The organism is Chryseobacterium sp. G0162, assembly GCF_003815715.1.
GTDB lineage: Bacteria > Bacteroidota > Bacteroidia > Flavobacteriales > Weeksellaceae > Chryseobacterium.
Genome location: NZ_CP033922.1, coordinates 3,011,530 through 3,024,147, shown reverse-complemented (window position 1 = coordinate 3,024,147; position 12,618 = coordinate 3,011,530). Strand labels below are relative to the sequence as shown.

At 35.0% G+C, this 12,618-nt stretch carries 13 protein-coding genes; 3 read left to right on the top strand and 10 right to left on the bottom strand.

The window, feature by feature from the left end; all coding sequences use genetic code 11:
• Positions 1–11: 11 nt before the first annotated feature.
• The 4 genes from EG344_RS13745 to EG344_RS13730 all read right to left on the bottom strand — a co-directional run bounded on the left by EG344_RS13745 (position 12) and on the right by EG344_RS13730 (position 5,259).
• Positions 12–620 (bottom strand): ExbD/TolR family protein, encoded by a 609-nt coding sequence (locus EG344_RS13745; protein ID WP_123909906.1) that lies wholly within the window; start codon positions 618–620, stop codon positions 12–14.
• Between the two features lie 61 nt (positions 621–681).
• Positions 682–1,545, bottom strand: a complete 864-nt coding sequence (locus tag EG344_RS13740) for a MotA/TolQ/ExbB proton channel family protein (RefSeq protein WP_123909905.1) — start codon at positions 1,543–1,545, stop codon at positions 682–684.
• Between the two features lie 240 nt (positions 1,546–1,785).
• Entirely contained in the window at positions 1,786–4,599 is a 2,814-nt protein-coding gene (gene leuS, locus EG344_RS13735) for a leucine--tRNA ligase (RefSeq protein ID WP_123909904.1), read from the bottom strand.
• A 180-nt stretch (positions 4,600–4,779) separates the two neighbouring features.
• Positions 4,780–5,259: a lipocalin family protein gene (locus EG344_RS13730; protein ID WP_123857939.1), complete on the bottom strand. Its 480-nt coding sequence runs from the start codon at positions 5,257–5,259 to the stop codon at positions 4,780–4,782.
• A gap of 198 nt (positions 5,260–5,457) precedes the next feature.
• Between EG344_RS13730 and EG344_RS13725 the strand changes: the two genes are divergently transcribed.
• The 3 genes from EG344_RS13725 to EG344_RS13715 are packed head-to-tail and all read left to right on the top strand — an operon-like array spanning position 5,458 to position 7,841.
• Entirely contained in the window at positions 5,458–6,435 is a 978-nt protein-coding gene (locus EG344_RS13725) for an acyltransferase family protein (RefSeq protein ID WP_123909903.1), read from the top strand.
• Positions 6,436–6,459: 24 nt separating this feature from the next.
• Positions 6,460–7,215: a glycosyltransferase family 2 protein gene (locus EG344_RS13720; RefSeq protein WP_123909902.1), complete on the top strand. Its 756-nt coding sequence runs from the start codon at positions 6,460–6,462 to the stop codon at positions 7,213–7,215.
• Positions 7,215–7,841 carry a deoxyuridine 5'-triphosphate nucleotidohydrolase gene (locus EG344_RS13715; protein ID WP_123909901.1) on the top strand — a complete coding sequence of 209 codons (627 nt, stop codon included), beginning with the start codon at positions 7,215–7,217 and terminating at the stop codon, positions 7,839–7,841. The genes EG344_RS13720 and EG344_RS13715 overlap by 1 nt, the downstream gene beginning before the upstream one ends.
• Here the strand turns inward: EG344_RS13715 and EG344_RS13710 are convergent.
• From EG344_RS13710 to EG344_RS13690, 6 genes are all read right to left on the bottom strand, one after another.
• Complete coding sequence (locus EG344_RS13710) at positions 7,833–9,071, bottom strand: 3-deoxy-D-manno-octulosonic acid transferase (RefSeq protein WP_123909900.1); 1,239 nt, start codon at positions 9,069–9,071, stop codon at positions 7,833–7,835. The genes EG344_RS13715 and EG344_RS13710 overlap by 9 nt on opposite strands.
• Positions 9,072–9,082: 11 nt before the next feature.
• Positions 9,083–9,547 (bottom strand): DUF1648 domain-containing protein, encoded by a 465-nt coding sequence (locus EG344_RS13705; RefSeq protein ID WP_123909899.1) that lies wholly within the window; start codon positions 9,545–9,547, stop codon positions 9,083–9,085.
• 3 nt (positions 9,548–9,550) lie between these two features.
• Entirely contained in the window at positions 9,551–10,267 is a 717-nt protein-coding gene (locus EG344_RS13700; protein ID WP_123909898.1) for a C40 family peptidase, read from the bottom strand.
• A gap of 85 nt (positions 10,268–10,352) precedes the next feature.
• Positions 10,353–11,000 (bottom strand): O-methyltransferase, encoded by a 648-nt coding sequence (locus tag EG344_RS13695; RefSeq protein ID WP_123909897.1) that lies wholly within the window; start codon positions 10,998–11,000, stop codon positions 10,353–10,355.
• Between the two features lie 140 nt (positions 11,001–11,140).
• Positions 11,141–11,296: a CCPGW family putative bacteriocin gene (locus tag EG344_RS24520; RefSeq protein WP_410493975.1), complete on the bottom strand. Its 156-nt coding sequence runs from the start codon at positions 11,294–11,296 to the stop codon at positions 11,141–11,143.
• Positions 11,297–11,770: 474 nt separating this feature from the next.
• Positions 11,771–12,604 carry an OmpA family protein gene (locus EG344_RS13690; protein WP_123909896.1) on the bottom strand — a complete coding sequence of 278 codons (834 nt, stop codon included), beginning with the start codon at positions 12,602–12,604 and terminating at the stop codon, positions 11,771–11,773.
• Positions 12,605–12,618: the final 14 nt, after the last annotated feature.

The following is a 12,618-nucleotide window of genomic DNA, read 5'->3' as shown; positions in this document are numbered from 1 at the left end:
TTCTATCGATATTATTCGTTAGGTTTACCTTCTTGTGATGTAATCAACCAGAATTTAAGAAAATCAATATCTCTTAAACCTTCAAACAGACCTTTAACTTTAGGGTACTGAGTTGTAACGTCTCCTTTAATTGCTAACTTGTAGTCAGGGTTAACGCTCAAACTTTCTTTTACCCAATCAATTAATTGCTTATTTGTACTGTCCATAGGAATACCTGTAGGACTCTTATAATTTTTCTGCTCATCTGCAGGCATATCCAAGTAACCTTTTAGTTGGTTCATTGGAACTCCAATTGCCTGAACTTTCTGGAATGCAGCTTTTTGGTTATTGTCAAAAGTAATACCATACTTTTTTCCCATTTTATCCAAAAGAGCAACTCTTTCTGATGCGTTTTCTACCGGTTGGAAATAGAATTTTCCGTCCGGAGTAGCGTTGATAGTCATTAAACTAGCATCAGGAAGCAATTTTTCCGAAATTGAAGATGGCGGTTTGATCTGCTCCACGTCAGGTTTTTTAAACTGAGTGGTCAAGATAAAGAACGTAAGAAGTAGGAACGCAACGTCACACATTGCGGTCATGTCCGTTACTACTCCATGTCTTTTAGGTTTGACTCTCGCCATTATTATAAAATATTTTTAATTAAACTTCTTTTAATTGCTAATGCAAATTTCTTGCTAATTCTTAGTTGAATTCAGCGAAAGACTGCTGGATGCTCATAGAGATCTCATCGATCTTGTAAGTTAATCCATCAATTTTAGATGTAAAGAAGTTATAAAGGATAATAGCGATAGCTGAAGTACCAATACCTAATGCCGTGTTGATCAAGGCTTCAGAGATACCTGTAGATAGAGCAGCAGCATCTGGAGTACCACCTCCTGAACCTAACGCGAAGAATGCCTTGATCATCCCGATTACCGTTCCAAGTAGTGCTACTAATGTTGCAACAGTACCTAAAGTAGAAAGGATCATCATGTTCTTCTCAAGCATTGGCATCTCAAGAGTTGTAGCTTCTTCGATAGCTTTGTTAAGCGCTACCATTTTCTGCTCTTTATTTAGTGTGTTATCGTGAGCAAGAGCTTTGTAAGTAGTAAGACCTTCTTTTACTACGTTACCTACAGAACCTTGTTGTCTGTCGCACTCTTCAATAGCTTCGTCGATTTTGTTTTGGTTTAGTAAGCTTCTTACTTGTACTACGAAGTTGTCTAAGTTTCCTTTTCCAGCAGCTTTACCAAGAACGAAATATCTTTCAAAAGAGAAAACGATTACCGTAATCATGAAAGTAATCAAGATTGGTACAATAACTCCTCCTTTGTAGATAATACCTAAAAACGACTCTGGGTGAATGTCTTTTCCTTCAATACTTGAGAAAGCTACAGATCCACTTCCTAGTTTATCTGCATCTTTAAAGTTTCCTGGGCTACCAAGAACGAATAAATAAATACATACTCCTATAATAAATAGAATAGGAATAATAACAGCTGGATTTAAACCTCCTGCCTTTCTAGCAACTACTTGCTCATCATTTTTTGAAACATTCATTTCCATATTTAACTAAATTATATTGTTTTAAAATTTTACAGGGTGTAAATTAAAGGCAAAATTAATTAAAATGCAAGAGTCTTAATTAAACATTTTGCTTTTTTTTGATAAAGAAAATTTAATACGATTCCGATATAATAATTATTCTTAAATATTTTATTTATTTTCCCCAAATTTAACATTTGAATTAAAAAATCAAAAAAATAAAACACCCATTTTTTTTAATTTCCCAATGTTAATTTTTTTTTAAATTACGATATTCACAATACGGTGAGGGACTACAATGATTTTTTTAGGGGTTTTACCCTCCAAAATCTGTTGCATTTTCTCATTTGAAATCACCAAATCTTCTACCTCCTTAGCAGATAATTGAGCTGAAAGAGAAATTTTGAACTTCATTTTACCATTTACACTTACCGGATACTCAATTTCATCCTCGATTAGATAATCTTCGTTTAATGCCGGAAACTTCTCGAATTCGATAGAGGTATCATGACCTAATAAACTCCACAATTCTTCACAAATGTGCGGTGCATATGGAGAAATGATAACGGCTAGTGGTTCTAAAATATTGCGTTTGTTACATTTTAATTTCTGAAGCTCATTTACAGCGATCATAAATGATGATACAGAGGTATTGAAAGAGAAGTTTTCAATATCGTAAACGACTTTCTTTATTAAGGTATGCAAAACTTTATATTCTGCTTTTGTAGGTTCTTCTTCAGAAACTTCAAATACCTCTCCATTGAAATAAAGGTTCCAGAATTTTTTAAGGAAACCATATACTCCGCTTAGCCCCTGTGTATTCCAAGGCTTGGATTGCTCTAATGGTCCTAAGAACATTTCATACAATCTTAGTCCGTCTGCCCCATATTCATCACAAATATCATCAGGGTTTACTACATTGTATTTTGACTTGGACATTTTTTCTACTTCACGGTCTGTGATGTATTTTCCATCTTCCAGAATAAATTCTGCATGAGCATAGTCTGGTCTCCATGCTTTGAATGCTTCAGTATCCAATTCATCAGATGTTCCTTTTAATAAGGATACATCAACATGGATCTGCTGAGTCTGATATTCGCTCGCTAAATTTTTAGATACATATTGATTAGTACCATCAATTCTATATACGAATGCACTCATCCCCAGGATCATTCCCTGGTTGATTAATTTCTGGAAAGGCTCATCATGATTGATATATCCTCTGTCTTTTAAGAACATATTCCAGAAACGTGAATATAATAAGTGACCGGTTGCATGCTCGCTACCTCCTATATATAAGTCTACTTGTCCCCAATAATCTGAAAGGTTCTTTGCGCTGAATTCTCCATCATTCTGTGGATCCATATATCTAAGGAAATACCATGAGCTTCCAGCCCAACCTGGCATTGTAGATAATTCTAATGGGAATATTGTTTGGTCATCAATTAAATCTGTAGAAACTACTTTCTGGTTCACCTCATCCCATGCAAATGTTTTAGCATTTCCTAGTGGTGGATCTCCATCTTCCGTTGGCAAATATTTTTCAACTTCAGGGAGTTCTAATGGTAATGCAGAAACAGGTAATGTGTATGGCATTCCATCCTTATAATATATAGGAACCGGTTCTCCCCAATACCGTTGTCTGGAGAAAATAGCATCACGTTGTCTGTAGTTCGTCGTTCCGTGACCGATACCTTTCGTTTCAATTTCAGAAATTATTTTGGACTTGGCTTCAGCATAATGTAATCCGTTTAAGAAATCTGAGTTTACACAAACAGAGTCTTTAGAGTCAAAAGAATTTTCCTGAACGTCTTCTTCTGTTTCAACTACTTTTTTAATTTCTAAATTAAATTTCTTTGCAAATCTGTGGTCACGTTCGTCATGTGCAGGAACAGCCATTACAGCTCCTGTTCCATATCCCATCAATACATAGTCTGAAATATAGATTGGCATTTTCTCTCCGCTGAATGGGTTGATTACATAACTTCCTGTGAAAGCTCCACTCACGTTTTTCACGTCAGACATTCTGTCTCTTTCGGTTTTCTTGGAAGTTTCTTCTATATAAGTATCTACTTCTGCTTTTTGAGCCTCTGTAGTAATAGTATCCACTAAAGGATTTTCCGGAGCCAATACCATAAAGGTTGCTCCAAAGATGGTATCAGGTCTTGTAGTGAAAACCTCAACAATTTCGTTGTGACCTTCTACCTGGAACTGAACCTGTGCTCCCTGAGATTTTCCGATCCAGTATTCCTGAGCATCTTTCAACGGTTGCGGCCAGTCCAATGTAGAAAGACCTTGTAACAGTCTTTCAGAGTAAGCAGAAATTCTCATGCTCCACTGCATCATTTTCTTTTGGAACACAGGGAAACCTCCTCTTTCAGATTTTCCGTCTTTTATCTCATCATTCGCTAAAACTGTTCCTAAAGCAGGGCACCAGTTCACTGTAGTCTCTGCTCTAAAAGCAAGACGATAGTTTAATAAGATATCTTCTTTATCAATAGCAGAAGCATTAGTCCATTCTTCAGCGGTGAAATTCAATTCATCGTTTTGATTGGCATTTAATCCTTCTGTCCCTTTTTCTTCAAAATGTTTGATTAGAGTATCAATAGATTCTGCCTTGTCTGTATTTTTATTATACCAGGAGTGATACAGTTCGATAAAAATCCACTGGGTCCATTTATAATAAGAGGCATCAGAAGTTCTTACTTCTCTGCTCCAGTCAAATGAGAATCCGATTTTTCTTAATTGCTCCTCGTATCTGTTGATATTTTGTTCTGTAGTAATAGCGGGATGTTGTCCTGTCTGGATTGCATACTGCTCAGCAGGAAGCCCGAAGCTGTCATAACCTACCGGGTGGAGAACGTTAAACCCCTGGTGTCTTTTATATCTCGCATAGATATCTGACGCAATATATCCTAGCGGATGTCCTACGTGAAGTCCTGCTCCGGATGGGTACGGAAACATATCGAGTACATAAAATTTAGGTTTATCGGTATTGTTGGAAGTTTTATATGTTTGATTGTCCTCCCAGTATTTCTGCCACTTTTTTTCTATCTGCTGATGATCGTAAAACACTTTATATAGATGTTTATATGTTAGACTTTAATATCGAATTGTTTTTCTTGTAAAACAAGATTCACAAAAATAATGATTTTAAAGGAAATAGAAATTTAATTTATGATGAATTACCATTCCCTGTAAAACAGAAAGGTCTCACCCGAAGATGAGACCTTTATTATATCTTGAAGGACACTATTAAGACTGAGGGTTCACTCTTTTAAAAGTAATAGTTCTTGTTTTGTATATCGTAGGATCTTCGGTTTCTTCTCTAATTGATAAATTGAGCGTTGTTGCATCCAGTGTCATAACTTTTGTATTCACCGGTGCTACCACTCCCTGATATTTGATCTGAAGGGTTTTACCACTTTTATCGTATGAGTATGTAAAGTTTTTATCAGGTAAAATATTACAGGCTGTTCCTGTAGTAGGATCCTCCACATCTATTCTTTTCCCGGTTATTTCCGTACTGAACCACCATCTGGATTGTTTCTGGCAGTCGGTATATGTAATCACATCTGAAATTGGCTGCTCCCCTACCTCAACGGTAGTAACCACCTCTTTTAGCGGTTGCCAGAGTCCAATAACAGGTTCATCTATAACAATATCGTTGCTATTATTACAGCCGGTAGTTACCAATAATGATAAACCAAAAAATAGTAGTGCTAATTTCTTCATAGATCAATTTTTTCAAGCGCTAAAATTATAATTTTTTTGATTTATATTACTATTTTTTGTGAAAAATTATTTTATCGGCTTTTATTTATACATATTTTAAAATAGCATGAGGCCATATTCTCTTTATTTAACAAATATTGAACATTTGAAAATACCTCTGTTTTATTAAAAAAGTTATTTTTGTAGGAAAGAAAAAAAATGCAGGCTATAACGAAAAACAATTTTGACTTCATCCGTGTTCTCCTCGCTTTTATTGTCTTCGTTGGACATTTGGGTGCTTTAAGTGCTTCTGAAAAGCTTTCCTTTTTAACCCATAGCCCTGTTGAAGTTGCTGTTTTCTCGTTTTTCATTGTAAGTGGTTTCTTAATTGCAAGAAGCTACGAGAGATCTTCCAGCCTGAAAAGCTACGCTAAGAAAAGGTTCAACAGGATTGTTCCTGCCTATTTACTTGTTGTATTCCTTTGTGCTACTCTATTGAGCCTGGTGAGTACTTTACCATTCTCCGAATACTTCAGCAATACACAGGTGTATAAATATTTGTTCTGGAATTCAATATTCCTCAATTTTAAAGCTCCATGGCTTCCGGGGGTATTTGGAAATCAAGCGGTAAACGGAGCTTTATGGACTCTTAAGATCGAAATGTGTTTTTACATAGCAGTTCCGCTGATGTTTTTACTGTTTGGAAAAAATAATAAATACCGTACTATCAGTCTGATTGTTTTATACTTTCTATCTCTCATTTATCTTAATTATTTTGAAATGTCCGGAAAAGCAGCACTTTCAAGGCAGCTTCCAGGTTCATTATGCTATTTTATTGGCGGAATGCTTCTTTATTTTCATTTTGATAAGTTTATTCAGCATAAAAACACCCTTTTCATCATTGCTATCCTTACGGTTTGGATTGATCTTATTTTTAAAATAAAACTATTCTCGCCCATAATGATTAGCATTATCGTCCTGTATATTGCTTATTCCTTCAAGTTCCTGAATAATTTTGGAAAATACGGGGATTTCACGTACGGAATTTATATCTTCCACTTCCCTATCATCAGAGTATTTGCTACTTTGGGACTTTTTGCCAACTACAATCCATATCTTATGAGTATTGTATGTATGTTTGTGGTTATTGGAGTCGGAATCGCTTCATGGCACCTTTATGAAAAAAGATTTTTATAATTTTACCGATATTTTACAACACGAATGAAAGACCTGGTCTCCATTATTACTCCCTGCTACAATTCTGCTGATTTTATAGAAGAAACAATACAGTCTGTTCTGAATCAAACCTATGAAAACTGGGAATGGCTCATTACTGATGATCTTTCTAAGGATAACACGGTTGAGATCATCAGAAAGTATAATGACCCAAGAATCAAACTTCAGGTTCTGGAGAAAAATGGTGGGGCAGGAAATGCAAGAAACAATAGTCTTGAGAGAGCTGAGGGCCGGTACATTGCATTTCTGGATTCTGATGATTTTTGGTACCCTGAATACCTTGAGATCATGACAGGTTATATGCAGGAACACAATGCAGAGCTTGTCTACTGTAATTATTCAAGATGTGATGAGCAGCTCCAGCCCATATTAAAAGATTTTCTTGCAGATAAAATTGTTACTTTCTCCAATTTATTGAAAACCTGCCGACTGGCACCGGTCTCTACGATGTATGACACTAAAAGAGTCGGAAAGTTTCTGTTCCCGGTAAAAAGCAAGCGTGAAGACCATGTAATGTGGTTAAATCTACTGAAAGTAATTCCGGAAGGAATGCCTATCAATAAAACGATGGCGAAATACAGAATGCGTGAGAACAGTGTTTCCAGAAATAAAAAAAATATTATTAAAGATCAGTACCTCGTATATAAAGACTTTATGGGATTCTCCACTGTAAAATCATTGTATTATACGGCAAACTGGGCAATAAACGGATTTCTAAAATATTCAAAAATATTCAACTAATGGAGTATTCAAAAGAGTTTAAGGCGGCACTGAGTGCTTTTTCAAGCACAGAGAAGGACAAACTTATTTTCAGGCTCCTGAGAAAAGATAAATTATTATCTAAAAAACTGTATTTCGAGCTTATTGATCCGGAAACTACTGACGATAAGAGAAATGCCATGGAACAAAATGTAGAAGAAAAAATTCTTTTGGCATCAAAATATATTGGCAACACTAAGTATTTCCTGACCATTATCCGAAAAATCAGTGCAGAAATCACTGAACATATCAAAATAACAACAGATAAATTCGGGGAGGTATCCCTCAATCTTCTGATGATTGATAGAATATTAGATCACAATAATGATCTGAGCAGACAACGATTTGATAATGTTTACAAACTTTACATTTACATCATCAATAAAATATTCAAGTCTCTCACTATCATTAAAAAACTGGATGAAGATTATTGGATGGAATTTGATGAACTTTTAAGAACCCTACAGCAAAAAATATCTGAAAATCATTATCTCCAAAAACTATGCATTAACAATGGTCTTGATTTAAATTGGTTTGAGTGTGATCGTATTCCTGAAAATATTGATCAAATCATGAAGAACATCAAAAGCCAGGGATTCTTAAGATAGGATTTTATGGAGGATCATTTCTGTAGAACCGGGTTTTTCATCAACGAAATTCTTTGCCTTTTCAGCCATTTCTGCAAGTTCTTCTTCATGATCCTTATTAGCAAGAAATAACACGAATTCTGCAGCCGTGGCTTCGTCTGCAAAAGACCTCCCTCCATTTTTGTTAATAAGATCGTCTGCTTCAGGATTCTTTTTATAATGATTTCCAAAGATAACCGGAACGCCAAATGTGGCAGCCTCCAGAATATTATGAAGCCCTGCATCATGGAATCCCCCACCTACGACTGCTATATCAGCATAGGAATAAAGCTTTGAAAGCAATCCTATACTATCTATAATTAAGATTTGAGGCTTAAAGATTAAAGACTCAGATTTCTTAATTTCGCTATACAATAAAGCATCAGGAAAGATATTTTTCAGGTGCTCTACCCTCTTCAAATCATGAGGAGCAATGATTATTTTGATCGTGTTATTTTTACGGGAAATCATTTCTGCTATTTTCTCCTCTGCCTGCCAGGAACTCCCAAAAACAACAGCTTTCTGATCTGCTATAAAGTCTGTAATATACTCAACTTGGTTATCACGATTTCGAAGTTGTTTTACCCTATCAAACCTGGTATCTCCTGTTATAGAAGACTTCACAAGTCCTACACTTTTAGCCAAAGCCAATGAGAATTGGGTCTGATGAAAGAACCAGTCTACATTTTGCTTAAGCTGTTTCACAAACCATTTCCCATACGAGGTAAAAAAAGATTGACTCTCGTAGAATAAAGCAGAAATCACATAGATCTTTGCATTTTTCTCTCGTAGTACTGCAAGCAGATTATACCAGTAGTCATACTTAACCGTAAAAAATAGTTTAACATCAAATTGTGAGATAAATTCTTTTACAGTATTCTTTCTATCAAATGGGAGGTAACAGATTACATCTGCAATATGTTTCTTTTTAATTACATTTTCATATCCTGACGGGGAAAAGAATGTTACCAGGATTTTATGATCTGGAAACTGATCCTTAAGCCTTTCCAGTACAGGCAAACCCTGCTCATATTCTCCTAAACTGGCAGCATGCATCCAGATCACCTTATCTGTTTTTGAAAAAGCAGATTTTACCTTATCTAAAGACTGCTTTCTTCCCTCAACGCCTTTTTTAGTTTTATCATTAAATAATGAGAAAACTTTCATTCCAAAAATCAGAAGACTGATAAATATATTATAAAGTAAATTCAATTTTGATAGATCTAGCCGTTAGACTTTGTTTTACCTTCCCGAAATGATTTTATAAGCCCTATTCCAATTATCATCATCATTGTTCCTAAAATAAAGAAAACAGCATCGCTAAGCTCTGTTTGCTTTCCTTCTGCAACACGAATGCTTTCAACAATAATATCCAAAAACAAAACCATCACAGGAAGTTCCAGAGAAAACAAATACAGTTTCAGCGTTCTTTCGTTACGAAAACTTTGAGGAACATTCAAAAGGGATGAATTGGGATCTTTTATTCCTATAAAAAGAAGATGAATAAAAGTAGCAATACAGGGTAAAACCCAAATTGTTGCCTTTCCTGATTCTCCATCAACATTCCCTTGAAAATCAAAATGCGTAGGAATTACATCAGGCAACTCAGCATATTTAATTCCTGTAAAGATCCAGATTACAACCAGTAAAAGAGTGTTTACAATTAATAATATGCCGGAAGTTTTCATGTTTTAAATAATGCTTTTAAGTACTCTCAGTTTATGAGTATGTTTATTCATTTCCTTATTAAAGATTCCGGTAGAATCCAGTGTATCAATTCTCACTTTTCCTGATGCATGAATAATTTTCTGGTTCTCCAGCATAATACCAACATGGATAATCTTTCCTTCAGCGTTTTCAAAGAAGGCTAAGTCTCCCGGCTTCGTTTCTTCCACAAAAGTAAGGTCTTCCCCTATTTCTGCCTGCTGTGAAGCATCCCTCGGAATCTTAATACCGTGAACTTTGTAAACCAATTGAGTAAATCCGGAGCAGTCTACCGCAAAAAAGCTTTTACCACCCCATAGATAAGGCACATTAAGGAATTCTTTGGCTGTAAGAGCAACACTTTCCCTTACATCGTGGCTTCTTCTTGACGCTACCACAGGAAATTCCACTTCAGAACCCATTGATAACAAAGTTTTACCATCATTCATTATAACAGAGGAAAAGTCTTCCGTAACTACAGTCACTTTTCTATTGGCCAGGTCTTCTTCTGTTACCGTTTTTAGCTGTTTGGTATCCATCCATCCTTCATAACCATCATAATGCATTTTTATTTTAGTCCAGTTTTTATTCACTTCTAAAATATCTACACTTTCTCCAAACAATATTTCCGTAACAATCTCTGCCTTGTCAGAACCTTCTGCTCTCACGGGTGCTACTGTTACAACACAAATTCCTTTATTCATTTTATTCTTTTAGAAATTAGGAAATTAAGAGATTTGGATATTACATCATTCTATAACTTCCAAATCTCTTAATCTTTTCATTTAATTACTTCCTGCGAAGGAAGTTGACTCCATCACGCAAAGGTAAAATAAGATTTTCAAAATCTTCGTCTTTTGCTGCTAAATCATTCAATTCCTGAATAGACTGCGTGGATTTCAGTTTTGGATTTTCTTCCAGTACTTTTCCATACCATAAAACGTTATCAAACATCACTACTGATCCTGACTTTGTATGAGGTTTTATCAGTTTGAAATAGTCTGCATAGTTTTCTTTATCGGCATCTACAAAAATCAAGTCAAAAAACTCATCTGTTTCTTGTAAGAATTCTTTCGCATCCTGAAGTTTGAAATCAATCTGAGCAGCGTATTCGCTGGATTCAAAATATTTTTTCGGAAGATAAGCAAGATCCTCATTCACATCCAACGTAGTAATTTTACCATCTTTTGCTAATCCTGAAGCCAGGCACAGTGTAGCATATCCGGTAAATGTCCCGATTTCAAGAATGTTTGTAGGCCGTAGCATTTGGGATATGATCGTAAGCAATCTTCCCTGCTGATAGCCCGAAATCATATGAGGCTGTGTGGTTTTCTGATAAGTTTCTCTTCTCAGCTTTTTCAGAATTTCGGATTCTGAGGAAGCATGTGCTTCCAAATATCTATCCATTTCAGGATTCTTTTCTTCAAAAAAACTCATACCATTTTAATTTAAACAAATTTAAGGATTTTAAACTTCTTTTTAAACAAACCGCCTCTGTTGAGTATAAGATACAAAAAAGAGAGGAATTAATTCCTCTCTTTTTTCTTAGGCATATCTAACTTTTAAGTAAAAAATTATTATATGGCTATACAATATTGTCTTATACCGGCACAAACCCATCCTGGGCAACATTTTGTCTGTGGACTAGTACAAAATATCTGTGGATTACACCCTGTAATAGCACCTTTTACAGTTTTCATTTCTCCTCTTGAAAGTTTTTTTGAATTTTTCATAATTATTTTGTTTAGTATTAATTTCCTACTCTTTAAGATTTTCGGATACCTCTGATTTTATTTCCTCTTACGGAGATTTAAATATACGCATTCTTTTATTAATCAAATAATTATATTTAAAATAAAATATCTTAGAGAATTCAACAATGAAACTTTTGGGAAAAATCCCATACAAAATACCGTGAAAATACGGATGTTTTTTCTGTAGTATTAATGATAAGTTTGCAAAGAGAACGAAGGGGTAAAAACACTAGAAAACAAAATGATTGCAGAAGATCAACCACAAACTAACCATGAGAATCAAAAAAAAGTACCTCCAAAAGGAAGTATACAGTCTTCTGCAAAAAAAGACAAGACTGAAATATCCAATCATTTTTTACGACGAATTATTTCCCTTTTGAAAAAAGAAGAATTAATTTGATTAAAAAAATAAATCCCGAATTTCTTCGGGATTTATTTTTTATTATAATTTCATTATTTCTTTGGAGCAATATCCATCAGTTTCATGAACTCATCCAGCTTAGGCATAATGATGATTTCTGTTCTTCTGTTTTCTGCTCTTCCGGAAACACTCATATTGGTTGCTTTCGGGTTGTATTCAGAACGACCTCCTGCTGTAATTCTTGCAGGGTCTACTCCAAACTGAGTCTGAAGAACCTTAGCAACAGAAGTACCTCTTAATGCAGAAAGATCCCAGTTATCTCTTGGTAAGTTTACTGAATTTAATGGAGCATTATCTGTATTACCTTCAATCAATACTGAATATTTATCATAATCATTGATTACCTTAGCTACTTTACCTAGCACTTCCTGAGCTGCCGGTAAGATCGTGTAATCTCCTGTTTTGTATAGCATTTTATCTGAAAGGGAGATCATTACTACACCCTTCAACACTTTCACCTGTACATCTTCATCTGATACATTATCTAAAGATCTCTTCAGCTTGTTAGACAAAGCAAGGTTTAAGCTATCATTTTTAGCATTGCTTGAAATTAGCTGCTTGATATATGAGTTGGAAGCGTTGATTTCTCCCACAAGCTTATCAATATTAGCAGAGCTTTTTCCTGTATTGGAAAGACATGCATCCAATGATGATTTTAAAGCATCATGCTGGCTTTTTAATAAATTATTTTCACCTGATAATGCAGAGTTTTGAGATTTCAAATCTTGAATTTCTCTCTGTCTTTCTCCGATATTTTCAATACATTGCTTATAGTTTGTGCTTAAGGCATCATACTGCTTCTTGCTTACACAAGAGGTCATCCCCAACGCCATTGCAGAAACCGCTAAAATTTTTAAAATCTTCATAAGTAATCATTTTT

What these genes read in the sequence shown, in the direction of transcription:
- EG344_RS13745 (WP_123909906.1), bottom strand. Translation starts at nt 620, where the DNA reads ATGGCGAGAGTCAAACCTAAAAGACATGGAGTAGTAACGGACATGACC.
- EG344_RS13740 (WP_123909905.1), bottom strand. Translation starts at nt 1,545, where the DNA reads ATGGAAATGAATGTTTCAAAAAATGATGAGCAAGTAGTTGCTAGAAAG.
- EG344_RS13730 (WP_123857939.1), bottom strand. Translation starts at nt 5,259, where the DNA reads ATGAAGAAATTAGCACTACTATTTTTTGGTTTATCATTATTGGTAACT.
- EG344_RS13725 (WP_123909903.1), top strand. Translation starts at nt 5,458, where the DNA reads ATGCAGGCTATAACGAAAAACAATTTTGACTTCATCCGTGTTCTCCTC.
- EG344_RS13720 (WP_123909902.1), top strand. Translation starts at nt 6,460, where the DNA reads ATGAAAGACCTGGTCTCCATTATTACTCCCTGCTACAATTCTGCTGAT.
- EG344_RS13715 (WP_123909901.1), top strand. Translation starts at nt 7,215, where the DNA reads ATGGAGTATTCAAAAGAGTTTAAGGCGGCACTGAGTGCTTTTTCAAGC.
- EG344_RS13705 (WP_123909899.1), bottom strand. Translation starts at nt 9,547, where the DNA reads ATGAAAACTTCCGGCATATTATTAATTGTAAACACTCTTTTACTGGTT.
- EG344_RS13700 (WP_123909898.1), bottom strand. Translation starts at nt 10,267, where the DNA reads ATGAATAAAGGAATTTGTGTTGTAACAGTAGCACCCGTGAGAGCAGAA.
- EG344_RS13695 (WP_123909897.1), bottom strand. Translation starts at nt 11,000, where the DNA reads ATGAGTTTTTTTGAAGAAAAGAATCCTGAAATGGATAGATATTTGGAA.
- EG344_RS24520 (WP_410493975.1), bottom strand. Translation starts at nt 11,296, where the DNA reads ATGAAAAATTCAAAAAAACTTTCAAGAGGAGAAATGAAAACTGTAAAA.
- EG344_RS13690 (WP_123909896.1), bottom strand. Translation starts at nt 12,604, where the DNA reads ATGAAGATTTTAAAAATTTTAGCGGTTTCTGCAATGGCGTTGGGGATG.